The organism is Clostridium neonatale (genome assembly GCF_001458595.1).
Classification (GTDB): Bacteria; Bacillota; Clostridia; order Clostridiales; family Clostridiaceae; genus Clostridium; species Clostridium neonatale.
On the sequence record NZ_LN890327.1, the window covers coordinates 432,868 to 451,381 of the forward strand.

The 18,514-nt window shown below is 28.0% G+C and carries 13 protein-coding genes; 9 read left to right on the top strand and 4 right to left on the bottom strand.

All coding sequences use genetic code 11. The features are described 5' to 3' along the window. Positions 1-6 precede the first annotated feature (6 nt). On the bottom strand, positions 7-1,173 hold the full coding sequence (locus BN2920_RS05410; RefSeq protein WP_058293994.1) for an FIST signal transduction protein: 1,167 nt from the start codon (positions 1,171-1,173) through the stop codon (positions 7-9). 212 nt (positions 1,174-1,385) lie between these two features. Between BN2920_RS05410 and BN2920_RS05415 the strand changes: the two genes are divergently transcribed. After that, positions 1,386-2,672: an SGNH/GDSL hydrolase family protein gene (locus BN2920_RS05415; RefSeq protein ID WP_058293995.1), complete on the top strand. Its 1,287-nt coding sequence runs from the start codon at positions 1,386-1,388 to the stop codon at positions 2,670-2,672. A 222-nt stretch (positions 2,673-2,894) separates the two neighbouring features. Here the strand turns inward: BN2920_RS05415 and BN2920_RS05420 are convergent, their stop codons facing one another. Both BN2920_RS05420 and BN2920_RS05425 read right to left on the bottom strand, forming a co-directional pair. Then, a complete protein-coding gene (locus BN2920_RS05420; RefSeq protein WP_058293996.1) occupies positions 2,895-4,226 on the bottom strand; it encodes a PTS sugar transporter subunit IIC in 1,332 nt (443 codons plus the stop codon). Between the two features lie 98 nt (positions 4,227-4,324). Further along, positions 4,325-4,630: a PTS sugar transporter subunit IIB gene (locus tag BN2920_RS05425; RefSeq protein WP_058293997.1), complete on the bottom strand. Its 306-nt coding sequence runs from the start codon at positions 4,628-4,630 to the stop codon at positions 4,325-4,327. Between the two features lie 483 nt (positions 4,631-5,113). On the opposite strand from BN2920_RS05425, the gene BN2920_RS05430 reads away from it, so the two are divergent. Both BN2920_RS05430 and BN2920_RS05435 read left to right on the top strand, forming a co-directional pair. After that, entirely contained in the window at positions 5,114-5,923 is an 810-nt protein-coding gene (locus BN2920_RS05430) for a DUF368 domain-containing protein (protein WP_058293998.1), read from the top strand. Positions 5,924-6,378: 455 nt separating this feature from the next. Then, a complete protein-coding gene (locus tag BN2920_RS05435) occupies positions 6,379-8,568 on the top strand; it encodes an alpha-galactosidase (RefSeq protein WP_058293999.1) in 2,190 nt (729 codons plus the stop codon). A 737-nt stretch (positions 8,569-9,305) separates the two neighbouring features. Here BN2920_RS05435 and BN2920_RS05440 read toward each other — a convergent pair. Further along, the gene (locus BN2920_RS05440) at positions 9,306-11,072 is read right to left on the bottom strand and encodes a cache domain-containing sensor histidine kinase (RefSeq protein WP_058294000.1); all 1,767 of its coding nucleotides are present in this window, start codon (positions 11,070-11,072) and stop codon (positions 9,306-9,308) included. A gap of 203 nt (positions 11,073-11,275) precedes the next feature. Here BN2920_RS05440 and BN2920_RS05445 point away from each other — a divergent pair, with 203 nt between their 5' ends. The 6 genes from BN2920_RS05445 (at position 11,276) to BN2920_RS05470 (ending at position 18,476) form a co-directional block, all read left to right on the top strand. Beyond that, positions 11,276-12,520, top strand: coding sequence for a response regulator transcription factor (locus BN2920_RS05445; protein ID WP_058294001.1), 1,245 nt, complete (start codon positions 11,276-11,278; stop codon positions 12,518-12,520). 35 nt (positions 12,521-12,555) lie between these two features. Then, positions 12,556-13,839, top strand: coding sequence for an ABC transporter substrate-binding protein (locus BN2920_RS05450; protein ID WP_242868309.1), 1,284 nt, complete (start codon positions 12,556-12,558; stop codon positions 13,837-13,839). Positions 13,840-13,986: 147 nt separating this feature from the next. After that, positions 13,987-14,928, top strand: coding sequence for a glycoside hydrolase family 113 (locus tag BN2920_RS05455; protein ID WP_058294003.1), 942 nt, complete (start codon positions 13,987-13,989; stop codon positions 14,926-14,928). Positions 14,929-15,260: 332 nt separating this feature from the next. Then, complete coding sequence (locus BN2920_RS05460) at positions 15,261-16,373, top strand: ABC transporter ATP-binding protein (RefSeq protein WP_058294004.1); 1,113 nt, start codon at positions 15,261-15,263, stop codon at positions 16,371-16,373. A gap of 15 nt (positions 16,374-16,388) precedes the next feature. After that, the gene (locus BN2920_RS05465; RefSeq protein WP_058294005.1) at positions 16,389-17,069 is read left to right on the top strand and encodes a YesL family protein; all 681 of its coding nucleotides are present in this window, start codon (positions 16,389-16,391) and stop codon (positions 17,067-17,069) included. 117 nt (positions 17,070-17,186) lie between these two features. Next, positions 17,187-18,476: an ABC transporter substrate-binding protein gene (locus BN2920_RS05470; RefSeq protein WP_058294006.1), complete on the top strand. Its 1,290-nt coding sequence runs from the start codon at positions 17,187-17,189 to the stop codon at positions 18,474-18,476. Positions 18,477-18,514 lie beyond the last annotated feature (38 nt).

The window sequence follows — 18,514 nt, forward strand, 5'->3', positions numbered from 1 at the left end:
TACCGTTTACTCTAAAAATCCAGTGAAAGAAAGCATTAAACCACCACAAGTATTATTATTGTCACTTTCAAATCCATATTCACCAAATGTAAACTCTACAATGAAAGGGATATCACCAGCAGCTTCTTTAATAAGCTTTGCAACTTCATCTATTCTACTATCTATACCAGCTCGACGGCCACCACAATGAACTAAATGAAATGCTATTGGAGGCTTATCCATTTTTTCTATTAAAGCTTTTAATGTTTCACCAGTAGATGAAATTAGTTCATCAACAGTTGCTTCCATACGAATTACACATGTTTTCTCAGATAAATTGTTACCAATAGCCATAGAAAGATCATCATTTCCATTCATAGGATGACGTATTGCGATTAAATCACCTAAACGGTCTTTTACACCAAGAGGAGATGTTATAGTAGTTGAAAGTAAGTTTCCGCCAGTAACGGCTTCCATGTCAATTCCTCTCCATTCAGCATATTTTTTGGTAGCAGGAACACCATCAATTTCAACTAATGTACGATTACCATCTATTTTTGTTATTACTCCAAAATCATCAGTTTCTCTATAAGTTCCAGTGAAGAGGTTGGTCATTTTTATATCTCCATAGAAAAATGCAATAACAACACCATCTGAAAATTGAGAATTATCAGTGTATAATTTCCAATTTCCTGAGATACTATTATCAGCGGCACTTCCACCAAAGAAAGGAATTCTTCCAATAATAGAGCTTATGCCTTTTAAATAAAATTCTTCTTCTGCTGGTGATGCAGCCATATAAAAGAAATTTGGAGAAGAGTTTTGATTAGCAGCTTTCATAGCTTCAGCAGCAATTAATTTACCATCTTCAACAGGAGAAGCTCCACGTTCTTTAGACGCTATACCAATTATCATATCAGGGTCAGAGAGTGCCATTACACCAACAAATCCATCGTCAGAACCAATAAAACCTTCAGGTGTTATGATTCCTGTGAATGAAGTATTTCCGATTAGAGGTATATCAGGAAGCTCTTCAGCTACCCCAGATAACATTTCATCAATATTGTAATCACAACTACCATAAACAAATGCCATTTTTATTGAATCTAGACCAAGCTTTGCCTTAGATGCAGCTTCTTTACCTGCAGTTTTTGCACAAGATGATATACTTGATCCTACATTTACTTTTAACATAAATCTCAACCTCCCAATTAATATGGTTAATAATATATATTTATTCAATGATTTGTTTTTCTTATAATTTAATTATACAATGTTTACGTTATCATACAATTGACATATCCCATTCTGTAAAATTGTTGTTCCACTGAGCGGAACAAATAGCAAATAAACAATAAATAGTGTATACTAAGGATTATTATCAAAATATTAACAGGAGTAAATTTATGAATATATTAATTTGTTTTATAGCAATAATTATTTTATCACTATTTATAGCACTTTTTTCTACATACATATTTAGAAAAAACGCATGGATAATAATTCTTATTGAAATACCTATGGTATTATCATCAACATTAAAAGATATAATTGAAATATATCCTTCAGGAGATATTAAATATCAATTAATATCTTATTTTATAAATTTTAGTAATAAATTTTATCTTAGGTATCTTCCGCTTTTTATATTTACAACTATTTTTATAATATATTTTAAGGGAAAATTTAAAAATCTAAAATCAATAAATAAAGAACATATTGTACTAAGAAATGATTTTTCAAAATATTATTTCTTAGGAAGATGGACAGAAAAAATAATAGATAATGCAGAATGCATATATACGATAAATTTGGGATCAGAAATACATGCAAAAATTAAAGGTACTAAAACAATAAAAATAAATTTCTTAAATACTAATCCAATTGGCAATCCAGTTGAAATTGCTTATAAGATTAATGATGAGGATTATATTAGAGATAATGTATCAAATTCACCATTTATAATAGATAACTTAGATAAAGATAAAGAATATATACTAAAGATTGTAGTTTCTGGAAATAAAGATGAAGATGAAGTATGGAATAAAGAACAAGGAATAGCTTTTACAGGAATAGATATTGATGTAGATGGAAAGATCGAACCTTTTACACAAAATAAAAAAATAGGATTATTTTATGGAGATAGCATAACTGCAGGATGTTGGTTACTAGATAGAAATACACCAAGCCAAGGTTATGCGGCGGAAGCAAATTATGTAGCTAAATGCTGTGAGACATTGGGCTGCTTGAATGTAAGAGTAGCTTTTTCAGCAGCAGGTGTAACTAAAGGTGGAACTGGAGGAGTTCCTAAATTTATAGACTTTATTGATAATATGGATTCTATAACAAAAGAAAAATCACAATTTCCAGATTTCATAGTTATAAATATGGGAACTAATGATAATGATGCATCAATGGAAGAGTTTCAAGATGAATTATTAAGATGTGTAGTAAGAATACAAGATAAATATAGTGGAGTAACTATATTTTTGATGTTACCATTTATTAATGTGCGGAAAGAAGAAATAAAGAAAGTAGTCTCAATGACAGAAAATACAGTATTCATTGATACATCTGAATGGAATGTTCAATGTATAGATGGTGTTCATCCAAATCTAGAAGGATCTAAAGTTGCAGGAGAAAAGCTTGCAGGTGAGCTATTAAAGTATTATGGAATAGAATTCTTTAAATAAAAATATACATAAAATTATAAGGATGAAAATTATATCTATCAGATTTATTAGAGGTAGTTGAGAAAGATATTTTAAATAATTATAACAACTTATATAATACTTAAAAATAAAATAGAGAGTTTGGATTCAGTTTGAATCTAACCTCTCTATTTCTTATTCAAGAGAGTCTATAAATATTATAAAAATTAACATATTTAAATTATATTAATTTAAGAAGACTAATTAAGCTTGTGCTCCATTTGATGCATCAAGTTCTTGTTGGTAGTTCATTGTATCAAGCTTCTTAAGGAATGGGAAGTATACTATAAATCCTACTATTAGTACAACTAATTGCATTACTGCATATTTCCATCCACCTAATATGAAACCTGAAATTATTGGTGGAACTGTCCATGGTGGTAATTGTCCACCCATTGGAGGAATTATTTGAGTCTTAATTGCCATGTATAATAATATTGAATTGATAACTGGTACTAAAACAAATGGTACACCGATTATTGGGTTCATTACAACTGGAGTACCAAATAGTATTGGTTCATTAATGTTGAATAATTCTGCTGGTCCAGCCAATTTACCTAGTTGCTTAAATTGAGCTGATTTAGCGAAGAATAGCATAAATAATACTACTCCAAGTGTTTGGCCTGAACCTGATAAGTTGACGAAGTTATCAAGGAATTGTTGAGTAACTATATGAGCTCCGTGAGCTAAATCTAATGTACCTGCTGCTTGTAGAGCTGCATTATCCATAGTGTTAGCTGTCAAAAGAGTTCCAACCATACCTCCAACTGTAACTCCACCGTGGATACCAAAGAACCATAAGAATGGAACGAAGAATGTAATTAATATTGCTCCACCTAATGAATCGGAAGCGCCTTGTAATGGTATTTGTAAGAATTTGTAAATCATTTCTGGTAATGAAGTATCAAATCCAAATTTGAATATTCCATAAATTAAAGTTGAACCTACAAGGATTGCAGCTGCTGGAATTAAAGCTGAGAAAGAATTAACAACACCTTCTGGTACACCAGCTGGCATTTTAATTCTAATATCTTTGTGTATAAACCAAGAATATATTGCTGCTACAGATAAAGAAACCAATATGGCCGTAAACATACCTTTACCACCTGTCCAATCCAAGGGAATTACGCTTCCAACTTGTAAAGCATCTGTAGCTCCTTCTGGAGTGAACATAGTGAAATTATTATTAAGTATTAAATAAGTGCTTAAAGAAATACATGATGCTGATAAAGGTTCAACACCTTCATTTCTTGCATAAACATAAGCCATACCTATAAGACCTACAAGCGCCATTATATTCATTGTGGCATCTTGACATTTGTATAATGGATCATTCCAGCTTGGACCGAAAGTATTTACCATAAAGTTAGTGAATGATTCCAATGGAAAAGCAGCTATTAATAGAAATATTGATCCAATGATATTTAATGGTAATGTGTAAAGCATACCGTCTTTTAGTGCAACAATGCCTTTCATGTTAACAAATTTCATTACCACAGGAACTACTTTGTCGTTCATAACTTGACTAACTGACATAATATTTCTCTCCTTTAAAAAATAATTTTATATTGAAATCCTAAACAATATAAGAAAGTTACTTGCTTAGGATTTTACAATCCTTTACAAAGGATTGCTTATTTAGCTAGACTTAAAGCTAAATCTAAAACCTTAGCTCCATTCATCATCCCATAGTCAACCATAGGGATAACTTCAACTGGAACACCTGCTGGATCACACTTCTCTTTAACCTTAGATAGTGTATACGCTACTTGAGGTCCAAGTAAAGCTACATCCATGCTGCCTAAATGTTGATCTAGTTGTGATTCAGAGTATGCGTTTATTTCGCAGTCAACTCCTTTTGCTTTAGCAGCGTCTCTCATTTTGCCAACTAAAACACTAGTAGACATACCAGAAGCACAGAATAATTTGATTCTTACCATAAATAACTCCTCCTTAATAATTAATTTTTTTGATATAAGATATTCAATAAAATAAATAAGTTATATCTTTTGGAATATAAAGACACATCAATGATATTATAGTATTATTTTTGTAACAAATATACATAATGCGTATTAAATTAAAGTAAAACTGAATAATTGCATATATTTCGTAATTATTGTTAAGATTTAAGAAAAACATAAGATTAGGAGGAATATATATAATGATTTTTATATATATTGAGCTAACTAATTGTTGATATAGTAGACTTAATAGGATATAATAAATTAATATTATTAGCCCTATTAATTAAGAGGAAAGTAAAGAGATGAATATGAAAGACATTAGATCGGTTAGTGATATAAGGCAGAGTAATATTTTTAATGAAAATGATATAAAGAGGTATAATCTACACGTTATTAAATGGTAGTTTATACCTCTTTCATATTATAAATAAATTTAGAAAGAGAAAGGAGAACATTGTGGATAGTAATATTTTATTAAATATGCTTAAAGGATTATTTGTAGGAGGTTCTATGCTTATACCAGGTGTTAGCGGAGGATCAATGGCAATGATTCTTGGAATATATGATAAATTAATAACATCTGTAAGTTCGTTTTTTAAACATAAAAAGCAAAGTATTATAGTTTTAGGAACATTTGTTTTAGGGGCAGGTATAGGAATTTTATTATTTGCAAAACCACTGCTTTATTTAACTGATACATTTACTTTTCCAATGATGTATTTATTTATGGGGGCAGTAGTTGGATCAATTCCTATGATTTATAAGAAAGCAGATATAAAAAAAATATCATTATCAGTAATATTATATACTATATTAGGAATGGCTATTATATTTATGATTTCATTTATTCCAGAAGAATTATTTTCAGTAAATTTAGATATTGGAGTAACTGATATATTGCTTTTAGTAATTGCAGGAATTGTTGCCGCTATAGCATTAGTTTTACCAGGAATAAGTGTATCCTATATGCTTTTAGTACTAGGAATGTACGAAGAAACTATGAAGGCAATTGATCAATTTTATTTACCATATCTAATTCCATTAGGTGTAGGAGTACTTTTGGGAATAATATTGACAACTAGAATTTTAGAGAAAGCAATGAATACATATACTGCACCAACATATTTAATAATTCTTGGTTTTGTAATTGCATCAGTTATAGAAGTATTTCCGGGAATACCATCAGGAATAAATATAATAATAAGTATAGGAACATTCTTAATTGGATATTTTGCAATAAGAAAATTATCAGCTTTTGATAATTAAGTGTTCATAAAAATAGAATTCAATTATGAGTGAAACGAGGAGATTAAACATGAAATTATAAAAAACATAAGTCCAAGTAGACTTATTGTTTTGAGTTTTTTGAGATAAGCCCAGACTGTATTTTATCCGAAAATGATTTAATTGTAGTAATCGGCAAAAAGAATAGTGTTTCAAGATTTGAAGAATTTTTAGGTTAAGTGTTAAAGGAAACTCACTATTCACATTCGTTCATAGGAGTAAGCTCGAGCAGCCAAATATAAAATTTGGGCTCTTGCTTAAATTCTAGTTTGTGCAACAGCCCATTGTTTTTGAGTTTTATATACAAAAATTCGGCATTTGATACAAATATAAATGATATTAAAAAATAGCATTGATTAAGATTAATGTTTATATTATCGTCAATATATAGTAAACCTTTTCTATAGAAATATAGATTAATAATAAGGAGGATAACAATGGGCATAAAATTTTTTGAAGATGATAAAATATTTAAGTTAGATGCGAAGAATACATCATATATCATATCAATTGTTGATGAAGAAAAATTTATAGGTCATGTTTATTATGGAAAAAAGATTATTGATGAAAATGTTAATTATTTATTACGTTTAGAAGAGCCGCCATATGTTCCATCTAAAAATAATAGAGATAGAGTATCATTTTATGATAGCTTTCCAATGGAATATTCAACTCATGGTATAGGAGATTTTAGAGAAACTGCATTAGCAATAAAAGATTTCAATGGAAATACAACATGTAAACTTAGATATTGTTCACATAAAATTTATGAAGGCAAGAAAGAGCTTAAAGATCTTCCTGCTACCTTTGGTAAAAATAATGAGTGTACAAGTCTTGAAATAACATGTTTAGATGAAGATGCGAATTTAGAAGTAATTTTAATATATACTGTTTTTGAAAGCTTAGATGTAATAACAAGAAGTGTTAGAGTTGAAAACATTGGAAAAGAAGAGGTTTATCTTACAAAAGTTTTATCAATGTGTATAGATTTTGATGGACTAAATTATGATATGATTTCATTACATGGTTCATGGGCTAGAGAAAGACATATTTTGAGAAAAAAAGTTACTTATGGAACACAGACAGTATCTTCAGTAAGAGGAGAATCTAGTCATCAAGATAATCCTTTTATAGTACTTTTAGATAGTAGTGCAACACAGGATTTTGGTGAAGTATATGGATTTAACTTAGTATATTCAGGAAATTTTTTAGCACAAGTAGAAGGATGCCAATTTGATACAACAAGAGTACTTATGGGAATTAATCCAAGTGATTTTGAGTGGAAATTAGAACCTAATGAAGAGTTTGTAGCTCCAGAAGTTGTTATGGTATATTCTGATGAAGGTATAGGAAAAATGACAAGAACTTTCCATGATTTATATCGTAACCATTTAATAAGAGGAAAATTTAAAGATAAAAAACGACCTATTTTAATTAATAATTGGGAAGCAACGTATTTTGACTTTGACACAGATAAGCTATTATTAATTGCTAGAGAAGCAGCCAATGTTGGAATTGAGATGCTTGTTATGGACGATGGATGGTTTGGCCATAGAAATGCAGATAATTCTTCACTTGGAGATTGGATTATTAATGAAAATAAAATAAAAGGTGGATTGAAATATCTTGTTGATGAAGTAAATAAATTAGGATTAGAATTTGGAATTTGGTTTGAACCAGAAATGATATCTCCAGATTCAGATTTATATAGAGAACATCCAGATTGGTGTATACATATAGATGGACGTACACCAGCTTTATGCCGTGAACAATATGTTCTAGATTTAACCAGAAAAGAAGTTGTGGATTATATTTATGAAAGTATAAAAAAGGTTCTTTCAAGTGCAAATATAACTTATGTTAAGTGGGACATGAATAGGCAGATTACTGATTTAGGAAGTAGTGTTATTGGAAAGGAGCAGCATGGTGAGATACTTCATAGATATGTACTCGCAGTATATGATATGATGAACAGATTAACAACTGATTTTCCAAATATATTACTTGAAAATTGTTCTGGTGGAGGAGCAAGATTTGATCCAGGAATGTTATATTATAGTCCACAAATCTGGTGCTCTGATGATACTGATGCAATTGAAAGACTAAAAATTCAAGAAGGAACAGCTATGGTTTATCCATTATCAGCAATGGGGGCCCACGTAAGTGATTGCCCAAACCATACAGTAGGAAGAACTACTCCTTTTGAGACAAGAGGATATGTGGCGCTTAGTGGAACATTTGGATATGAGCTAGATATTACTAAGATATCAGAAGAAGATAGAAATATGATACCAAAACAAGTTGCAATGTATCATAAATATAATGATTTAGTTAGAGAAGGTGATTATTATAGAATTGATAATTTCTCTGAAAATAATAATTTTGATTCTTGGGCAGTAGTTTCAAAGAACAAAGATGAAGCGTTAATTACATGTATTCAAGTTTTAGGCAGACCTAATTATCATAGCAGAAGAATAAAATTAAAAGGATTAGATGAAAACTCAATGTATAGAAATGAAGAAACAAATGAAATATATTCAGGTGGAGTACTTATGAACGGGGGTATAAATCTAACTGACTTATATGGAGACTATGCAGGAAAATTAATACATCTAATAAAATGCTAAATAAATTAGAGTTTAGAGGATAAGAACCGAAATAAAGCACTTATATGGTGCTCGCTTGCTACAAAAATGAAGCTAAGAATTCAAACATCAATGATTGTGCTCAAAACCGTTTGTTCCAATATAAAATTGGACAAACAATTTTGAAACAATCATTGATGTAAAAATTCTAAAGCTTCATTTTTTAATGCAAGACACCGCACCACATAAGTGCTTTATTTCTTTGTTTCATCTAAATTCATAGTATCAATGTTACGTTGCTATATATAATTATATTAAAATTTAAAAAGTTAATATTTTATTATTTTTTAAAATGTATCAATAAAAGAAATCTCTTCATCAGTAGATGAAGATGGGCTATACAGCTAGGTACGTACCTCACCAAGCATTATATGCCAAAGAGCAGCTATGTGCAATTCGGATCTTTTCTTATTTTATGGGGGAAGGTTGAGTTTATAGGTAATTTCATAAGTTACTTCAATTGATTGAAAACTATATTTTAGAGAAGAACAAAGAAATTAAATATATGATATGCGTAGTATTGTATTTAGAAATTTAAGCTTTTAACTTCTTAGACAAAGGCTGTTCCAAAATTATTTGTCCAACACTTGCTGTTGGAGCAAATTGTTTTGGGCACAGCCTTTGTCTTTAGAAGTTTAGCTTAAATTTCCCTACAATCGAGCATATCATATATTGAATTTCGGTTGTTATCCTCTAAACTTTGGTTCTACGTCATATATTTAATTTATTAAATAGGGGAGAGTTAAGGTCATAGATGTTCCTTTACCTAATACACTGAAGACTTCTAATCCATAATCATTTCCATAGTGCAATTTTAAGCGTCGATTTATATTTCTTAAAGCAATACCATTAAATGATTCATTTTTCCCATTAATATAATCATTTAATGATCTTAATCTTTTTTCCTCAATTCCAATTCCGTTATCTGAAATAGTTATAACAAGATTATTATCTATATGTAATGCTTGAATAATAATCTTACCATCACCACTACATTCACTTAAACCATGATAAATTGAATTTTCAATTAAAGGTTGAATTATCATTTTAATTATTTCACATTCAAGGACATCATCATTTACTAAATTTTCAATTGTAAATAAAGTATCAAATCTTATCCGCTGAAGATATATATAATTTTCAATTATAGCTATTTCCTCTTTTAGTTTAACAGTATTAATTCGTCTATTCATACTATATCTTATTATTGTTCCAAAATATTCAGCCATTGTTGAAGTTTCAGGATCATCATTAATTTCTGCCATCATATGTATAGATTCAAGTGTATTATAAATAAAATGTGGATTGATTTGATTTTGAAGTTGTTTAAGTTCAAGCTCTTTTTGTTCAATCTTATTTTTATAGTTAATATTAATAAGATTATGTATTCTATTTTTCATATCATTATATGAGTTTACTAGTATTCCAATTTCATCATTTCTATTATATTTAAAACTATAACTTAGATTCTTTTCAATTCGGCTACTCATATTTTCAATTAAGTGTTCAATTGGCTGAAATATTCTTCTTAAAAAGAATATATATATTATAATAAATAATATTAAACAAAAAATTAGATTACTAACAAAAAGAATAATATATAGACTACTTATGTGATAAGCATCATTCTTAGGAATTGAAGTTATCAATGTCCATTTATACGGTAAAAGATTATTATAGCAAATTATATGTTGTAGATTATCATTTATATATTCTATATTTGGGGAAGGATTAATTTTATCAATATATTTTTGGTACTGATCAAGTGTTTTATTTGGATCTGTACTGGTAATCAAATTACCTGAAGAATTATAAAGAGAAATTACTTGATTATTAAATGGAATATCACTTTTTAATAAAGATAATATTGAATCAGTTGGTAATGTTAACAGTAAAATTCCAGTAATCTTTTGAGTTTTTAAATCTATGATTTTTCTAGTAATGGCAATTAACTTAGTATCTGATGAATCAGTATATTTGAATATATTACTAACATCTATGTTATCAGTTACACTAGTTTGAGAAGGAGAATTAACAGCATCTATAAACCATTTTTCTAAAGATGGATTTTTTAAAATATCATTAGAATTATTTCTTGAAGTATATACGCCTGTACCGGTTAAATTATATATATAAGCACCATTAACAGATTCATTTTGTATAAGCATCATATCACAAAGATATAATAAATAATTATATTCGTCTATTGAATACGGTTTATCTGATTGCAAAATTTTATTTACAGTATCTATTTCAGGAATGATTAACGGATATTTAGAAACATCTAGAACTGTATCTATTTTTTGATTTATTTGCTTTGTCAAACTTATATTGAAATTTTTTATGAGCTTTTCGGTTTTAGCAAATTCATATTCTGAATATGAATACAGATTTAAAGTTGTAACTATAAAAAATAATACATACATAATAATAAAAATAAGTAATGTCAGCTTTTTTATAGATAAATCATTTTTTAAGAATTTCATAAAATCACCTATAATATCATGATAAATAAAAAATTATTTTAAATAATAAAATTTTGAATTATAATCATAATATATAGTATATATTTTTTTTATTCAATATTAAAGAGTCTATTATAAGAATAATAGTATATATTTATTAATAATCAATGCTATTATTTTATTAAGGTTTTATAAAATTATTGTTTAATAGTTTAGGAGGAGCAATGAAAATAGCAATTGTTGATGATGATAATATAATTAGAATAGGATTATCAAAAATAGTGGAGAAGTTAAATGATGATTATAAAGTAGTTGGTAGTTTCCAAAATGGAGCTCTCGCACTAGATTATTTAAAAAAACATGGACAAGATATAGATTTAGTTATAACAGATATAAAGATGCCTTTAATGACAGGAGTGGAATTAATAGAAACATCTATAAAAGAACTGGAAAAACCACCTTTATTTATAGTATTAAGTGGATATGATGAGTTTAATTATGTGCGAGACTCTATGAAATTTGGCGCATTTAACTATCTGTTGAAACCGATTAAAAAAGACGAGCTAAAGAACATTATTCAAGAAGTCCAAGAAAAAATAAACCATAATAAGAACGATAATATACTATTTAATAAATCAATTGAGATATTAAAGAAAGACTTCTTCAAAAGTATATTATTTTCTAATAAAGAACTTGGAAAGAAAAATGATAATCCATTATTAAGAAATATGCAACTAGATGAAAATTATGTTTATAAAATGATTGTGGTTGATAGGAATGATGAAAGCATAAACTTAGTAACAGCTTTTATAAAAGAAGTTGTTAAAGAGCATACAAATATAGAATATTCTTCATTTTATTATAAAAACATTATTTATACAATATTTTACATAAATAATAAAATGTATAATGATTTTAATGAAATAATTGAAAGCATAGTAGAAAAAGCAGATTCTTTCATAGAAAATAAAATTAATATGTATGTTCTAGAAACAACAGATGAAGTATGGAAGCTTAGAGAACAATCTAATTTAGTTAGAAATGTAAAAGAAAAGATATTAAATAATATGCAACCAAAGACGTATTTTTTAAATAATGAAACAAAATTAGCAGAGATATTTGAAAGAGATGATAATCAATCTAATGATATAAACGTTATAAAGCTGGCAAAAGAATATATAATAAATAACTTTAATAAAAATATAACATTAAAAGATGTAGCAGATGAGGTTTTTTTAAGTCAAAATTATTTGTCTGAACTTTTTAAAAAGGAAATAGGGGAGGGGTTTTATGAATTTCTCTCTAATTACAGAATAAAAAAGGCTAAAGAGATATTAGTAACTACAAATTTAAAAGTATATGAAATAGCTAAAATGGTAGGATATAATGATTCTATAAGTTTTGGCAGAGCATTTAAAAAAATAACTGGAACAACGCCGAATAATTTTAGAAATAATAAAGAGGATTAGACAAACGTTATTATTTTATGAAAGAGGTAAAGTTAATGAAAAGTCTAAAAAATTCTAACAAAATATGGTGCATAATTTTTGTGATTTTATTCATTCCCTTAGTTATAGCTTTAAATAAGGTTCAAAAGCATTATACAGATAAAAATGAAGATGAATTACAAGGGGATATAAGTTTTGTTAGCAATAGAACAGATAAAAGTGATGAACTTAACAAATTAATAGAAGAATTTGAAAAAATTCACCCCAATGTGACAGTAAAATTAGAGCTTATTGGTGATGCAGAAGAAATATTGGAGAGAAAGGCATCTCTTGGAGATATGGCAGATGTAACATTAGTTCCATCAGTTATACAAAGAAAAGAATTTTATAAATATTTTTTACCCATAGATGATTTAGGAATTACTAAAGAAAAAGTATATGACTATTCATCAGGGGTGGGGACTGATGGAAAGTTATATACATTAACAACATCTGAATCTTGGCATGGAGTAATATATAATAAGGATATTTTTAAGGAGTTGGGGATAACTAGACTTCCAACAAATCAAGCGGAATTTTTAGATGTATGTAATAAAATAAAAAGCAATGGTATAGTACCAGTAGCATTAAATTATAAGCAATCATGGATCATGAGAATGTGGAGTGATATAATTCCATATCTATACAATATAAATTTTGAAAAAGGTGTATTATTAAATAATGAAGATATATTAGGAAATGATAGTGCAATATATAAAGCATTAAATTTGGCAAGAAATATTTATTCTAATGGATATTGTGAGGAAGATCCTTTAAATTATGAATGGAGACAATGTAAGGAAGATATTTTAGATGGAAAAATAGCTATGATAATATGGAATTCAGATTTTATATACCAATTAGAAGATTTAGGTATGGGTAGAGATTCAATTGGCATGTTTCCATTACCAGATACTAATGTGATAAATATGACAGGTGATTATAAGATAGCAATCAACAAAAATACTAAATATCCAGAAGCAGCAAAAGAATTTTTAAAATATTTATTTGAAGAAGATAGATATGTAAAAGCGGTGAATATAATGTCAAACTCAAAAGAAAGTGAAAGAACTAAGGAAGTGTTAAATAATCTAAATGAGTTTAATTTGCCAGTAAAATTTCAGTCAGATAAACTTTTAAATGAAACTGATGAAGATAGAAAGATATATAATAAATACTATACTTTGAAAAATAGTGTTGGGTTAAATTATTGTTTTATACAAAGTTATATAACTTCAGAAAATCCAGAAAAGTTAAGAGAAGATATGAATAGTGAATGGAGGGAACAACGCGATAATTAGCAAAAAGTAAACTATAAATAAGAAATATAAATAAAAATATTGTTTATTTAAGTAAAATATAGACAAGAATTATCTGAAAAATATATAGTTTTGATTATTAATAAATAGTTAAATTTTATAAAATTATATATTTAAGGAGAGTTAAAGATGAATAATAAATTTGAGATTAAGAGTTTTAATTTTATCACATGGAATTGGAAAAATGATTTTAGATTTGAAAGTGTTAAAGAAGAAATTGATTATCAAGTTGAAAAATGTAGCGTAAATACAATAACGTTTGCCTTTTCTGCATATCAAGAACATTGCTATTCAACAAATATAAATTGGAAAGGTTCTCATATGCCTAACTTGAAAGAACTTTCAAAATTAATAGATTATGTTAAAAGTAGGAACTTAAAAACAATAGTAAAACCAATGCTTAATGTTAGTGATGGGTATTGGAGGGCATATATTAGATTTTTTGATGAAGATGTTCCATGTGAACCCAAATGGAGTGATTGGTTTAAAAATTATTATGAATATTTATTATTTTATGGTAAGTTTTGTGAAGAAAATCAGGTTGATATGATCATTATTGGATGTGAATTAGTAGGAACAGATCATAGAGAAGATGAGTGGAGAGAGTTAATAAGGCAGTTAAGAAAAGTATATAGTGGTAAATTGACATATAACTGTGATAAGTATCAAGAGCATAATGTTAAATGGTGGGATGCCTTAGATTATATATCCTCATCTGGATATTATCCTAAAAATACAATAGGTAAAGAGCTTGAAAGAATTGAAAAAGTAATAAAAAAATATAATAAACCTTTCTTTTTTGCTGAAGGTGGCTGTCCATCAACTTTAGGGGCTAATAAAAATCCAAATGACTGGACTGTTGTTAAAGATGGTATTAGTTCAGAAGATGAGCAGTATGAGTATTATAAGGAATTTTTGGAGGAATCATTTAAAAAAGATTTTATTAATGGATTTTGTTTTTGGGATTGGCCTATGAAATCGCCATTAAGTGAGCAGGAAAAATTATATGGAGATTATAGTATTAAATATAAAAAAGCAGAAAAAATAATAAGTGAATATTTCAGAAAGTGAAATTTAATAAAAGTTTATAATTAAGTAAAGATTATAGAAATGAGCTTATAAGTTTTATATTTGGGTTATCCAATATATTTAACTTTAAGCTCATTTTTATATTATGTATGAAATACATTAGTAGTATTAACAGGATTAAACAGATTCATTATACTTTTATACCGATTTAAAGAAAAGGATAAACAAATTCTACTATATATAAACCAAAATTCACTCAAATGCCCTCTAACGTTTACATAGCTCTATTTCAAAAATATAATTAACTTAACAACAACAGATATAGAAGAAAACAAAGTAAAAATTATATTTATGAATCTATAAGGAGGCTTATTATGGCTGGTATATCACTTAAAAATATTGTAAAAACTTATCCAGGTAATGTAACCGTTATTGAAGATTTAAATTTAGAAATTAATGATAAAGAATTTGTTGTTTTAGTTGGACCATCAGGATGTGGAAAATCTACAACATTAAGAATGATAGCGGGGCTTGAAGATATTACAGGTGGAGAAATGTATATAGGAGATACTTTAGTTAATGATGTAGCTCCAAAAGATAGAGATATAGCTATGGTATTCCAGAATTATGCATTATATCCTCATATGACTGTATATAAAAATATGGCATTTGGTATGGAGTTGCGTAAGGAAGATAAAAAAATAATTGATAAGAAAGTAAGAGAAGTAGCTAAAAGTTTAGATATTGAATATTTATTAAATCGTAAACCAAAGGAACTTTCAGGAGGACAAAGACAACGTGTTGCTGTAGGACGAGCTATGGTTAGAGAACCTTCGGTTTTCTTGTTTGATGAACCACTTTCAAACTTAGATGCAAAGCTCCGTGGAGAAATGAGAACAGTAATAACTAAGTTACATCAACAACTACAAACAACATTTGTTTATGTAACTCATGATCAAATTGAAGCAATGACTATGGCAGATAGAATTGTTGTTATGAAAGATGGATATATTCAACAGGTTGATATACCTCAAAATTTATATGATTATCCATGTAACATGTTTGTAGCAGGATTTATAGGAATGCCACAGATGAACTTCTTTAATTGCAAACTTGGAAAACAAGATGATGATTATTACATAGACTTTAATGGGCATAAGCTTTTACTTCCAAAGGATAAGAATAAAGATGGAAAATTAGAAGAATATGTTGGACAAGAAATAACGGCAGGTATAAGACCGGGGGATATCTATATAGACAAAGAAAAAAAAGAAGAATTAAAGAGATATATTATTAAAGGGAAGGTAGAGATTTCTGAACTTATGGGAGCAGAATCATATATATATGTAAAATGTGGTGAAAAGAAATTTACAATTCGTACAATTGGTAATAAGAAATATGAAGTGGGTGAAGAAGTAGAATTAGCATTAAATTTAGAGAAGGTTCATTTATTTGACAAAGAAAGCACTTTAACTATTTGTAATTAGTGAGGTGAATAAGTTATGACAATAAGATCTTTACTTTTTCCAGATTACACAAAGGCTGGACCAGGAGTAGATAGAAATGCTCCTAAGAAAACAGGAAGTGCACTTTTTATAGATATATTTTGTCGTGAATTTACAACATTGCTAAAGCTAAATTTAATATTCTTAGTAAGTTGTATACCAATAGTTACCATTGGACCTTCAATTGGAGCAATGACTGCAGTAACAGTAAAAATGGTTAAGGATGAACCATCAGATATTTATTACGATTTTAAGCAGGGGCTTAGAAAAAATTGGAAACAATCATTTATACTAAGCATATTTGGTGGTCTTACTTTGATAATAATAATAAGTGCATTTTTATATTATTTTCAACTAGAAGGAATTTCATATTATAGTATGATGTTTATAATTGCAATAGTAACTATTATATATGGAATGATATGGATATATGCTTATCCAATGGCTGTATCCGTAAATTTGAAACTTCATTATATAATAAAGAATTCATTTATATTATCAGTAATGTATATAAAGAATTCAATTATAGCATTTTTAATATGCTCATTATTGATAGTATTAAGTATAATATTTTTACCTATGTCAGTTCCAGTAATTTTAGTATTTAGTTTTTCAGGATGCTCATTTGTAAGCAGCTTTTGTGCATGGAATGCAATAGAGAAAAACATTATTAAATAGTTGGAAAAATTATAAAAGACTTTTAAATAAAAAAATCTAAAACTTTAATAATTGCGATAATTTATAAATTTTTATAAATTAAATAAACTCAAATTAAATAGAAGAGGGGTATGAAAAATGATATTTCGTAAACAAATAGCTTTATTAATGGCTGGAGCCTTAGCTGTTGGAACTCTAGTTGGCTGTGGAGGCAGCAAAGAAAGTGCAGATGCTGGAAGCGATAGCAAGGGAAATAAAACATTAACAGTATTAACACACAGAACTGATATGGATAACGTGTTCAAAGGATATAAGGAAGAATTTGAAAAAGCACATCCTGGAGTGACAGTAAACTTTGAAGCGGTAAACGATTATCAAAACACACTTTCAACAAGAATGGGTACTGAAGATTATGGTGATGTATTAATGATGCCAGCTAACATAACTAAAAATCAGTACAAGGATTTCTATGAACCAATGGGAACATATGATGAGTTAAAAGATAAATATGGTTACTTAGATAATGTAAACGTTGATGGAACAGTCTATGGACTTGCAACAGGTGTTAATGCTATAGGATTTGTTTATAATGAAGCAGTATTTAAAAAAGCAGGAATAGAAAAAAATCCAACAACTCCAGAAGAATATATAGCAGACTTAAAACTAATAAAAGAAAAGACAGATGCAATACCTTATTATACAAATTATGTTGCAGACTGGTCACTAACTAATTTCTCAAACACAATAGAAATAGAAATGGCTGGTGATACAGACTATATGAATAAACTTGTTTATGATAAGAATACATTCTTACCAGGTTCAGCTATTTATGATTCTTTAAAACTTTTACATGATGCAGTAAAAGAAGGTTTAGTTGAAGATGATCCAATGACTTCAGACTGGGAATATTCTAAACAAGCCATGGCTGATGGAAAAATTGGTGTAATGTGTCTAGGTTCTTGGGCTGTTGGCCAAATTAAAGATTTATCAAAAAATCCAGATGATATTAAATTTATGCCAGCGCCAGCTATACATGATGGAAAACAAATGATACAAATAAGTCCAGATTATAATATGGGCGTTAATATTCATAGTAAGAACAAAGAATTAGCAAAAGAATTTGTTAAATACTTTGTAGAAAAATATCCAGAAGATTCGAATATGATTTCTTCTATAGTAGGTGCAAAACTTCCTGATTATTTAAGTACTGATGAAAATACAGAATTAGTTCAAGCAGTTCCAGGAACTACTGAATCAGCTAAAGATTTTGATACAGTTCAAAAAGAATCGCTAATAAATCTTGCAGATGGTACTTGGATAAAGACTATTATTGAAATTGGTTTAGGAAATAACAATCAAACATTTGATGAGTATATGCAATCATTAAATAAAGCATGGGTTAGTGGTATTGAAGCTACTGGAAAATAATTAGATATAGAAAAGGTGATATTAAAAAGATATCACCT

What these genes read in the sequence shown, in the direction of transcription:
- BN2920_RS05410 (WP_058293994.1), bottom strand. Translation starts at nt 1,173, where the DNA reads ATGTTAAAAGTAAATGTAGGATCAAGTATATCATCTTGTGCAAAAACT.
- BN2920_RS05415 (WP_058293995.1), top strand. Translation starts at nt 1,386, where the DNA reads ATGAATATATTAATTTGTTTTATAGCAATAATTATTTTATCACTATTT.
- BN2920_RS05420 (WP_058293996.1), bottom strand. Translation starts at nt 4,226, where the DNA reads ATGTCAGTTAGTCAAGTTATGAACGACAAAGTAGTTCCTGTGGTAATG.
- BN2920_RS05425 (WP_058293997.1), bottom strand. Translation starts at nt 4,630, where the DNA reads ATGGTAAGAATCAAATTATTCTGTGCTTCTGGTATGTCTACTAGTGTT.
- BN2920_RS05435 (WP_058293999.1), top strand. Translation starts at nt 6,379, where the DNA reads ATGGGCATAAAATTTTTTGAAGATGATAAAATATTTAAGTTAGATGCG.
- BN2920_RS05440 (WP_058294000.1), bottom strand. Translation starts at nt 11,072, where the DNA reads ATGAAATTCTTAAAAAATGATTTATCTATAAAAAAGCTGACATTACTT.
- BN2920_RS05445 (WP_058294001.1), top strand. Translation starts at nt 11,276, where the DNA reads ATGAAAATAGCAATTGTTGATGATGATAATATAATTAGAATAGGATTA.
- BN2920_RS05450 (WP_242868309.1), top strand. Translation starts at nt 12,556, where the DNA reads ATGAAAAGTCTAAAAAATTCTAACAAAATATGGTGCATAATTTTTGTG.
- BN2920_RS05455 (WP_058294003.1), top strand. Translation starts at nt 13,987, where the DNA reads ATGAATAATAAATTTGAGATTAAGAGTTTTAATTTTATCACATGGAAT.
- BN2920_RS05460 (WP_058294004.1), top strand. Translation starts at nt 15,261, where the DNA reads ATGGCTGGTATATCACTTAAAAATATTGTAAAAACTTATCCAGGTAAT.
- BN2920_RS05465 (WP_058294005.1), top strand. Translation starts at nt 16,389, where the DNA reads ATGACAATAAGATCTTTACTTTTTCCAGATTACACAAAGGCTGGACCA.
- BN2920_RS05470 (WP_058294006.1), top strand. Translation starts at nt 17,187, where the DNA reads ATGATATTTCGTAAACAAATAGCTTTATTAATGGCTGGAGCCTTAGCT.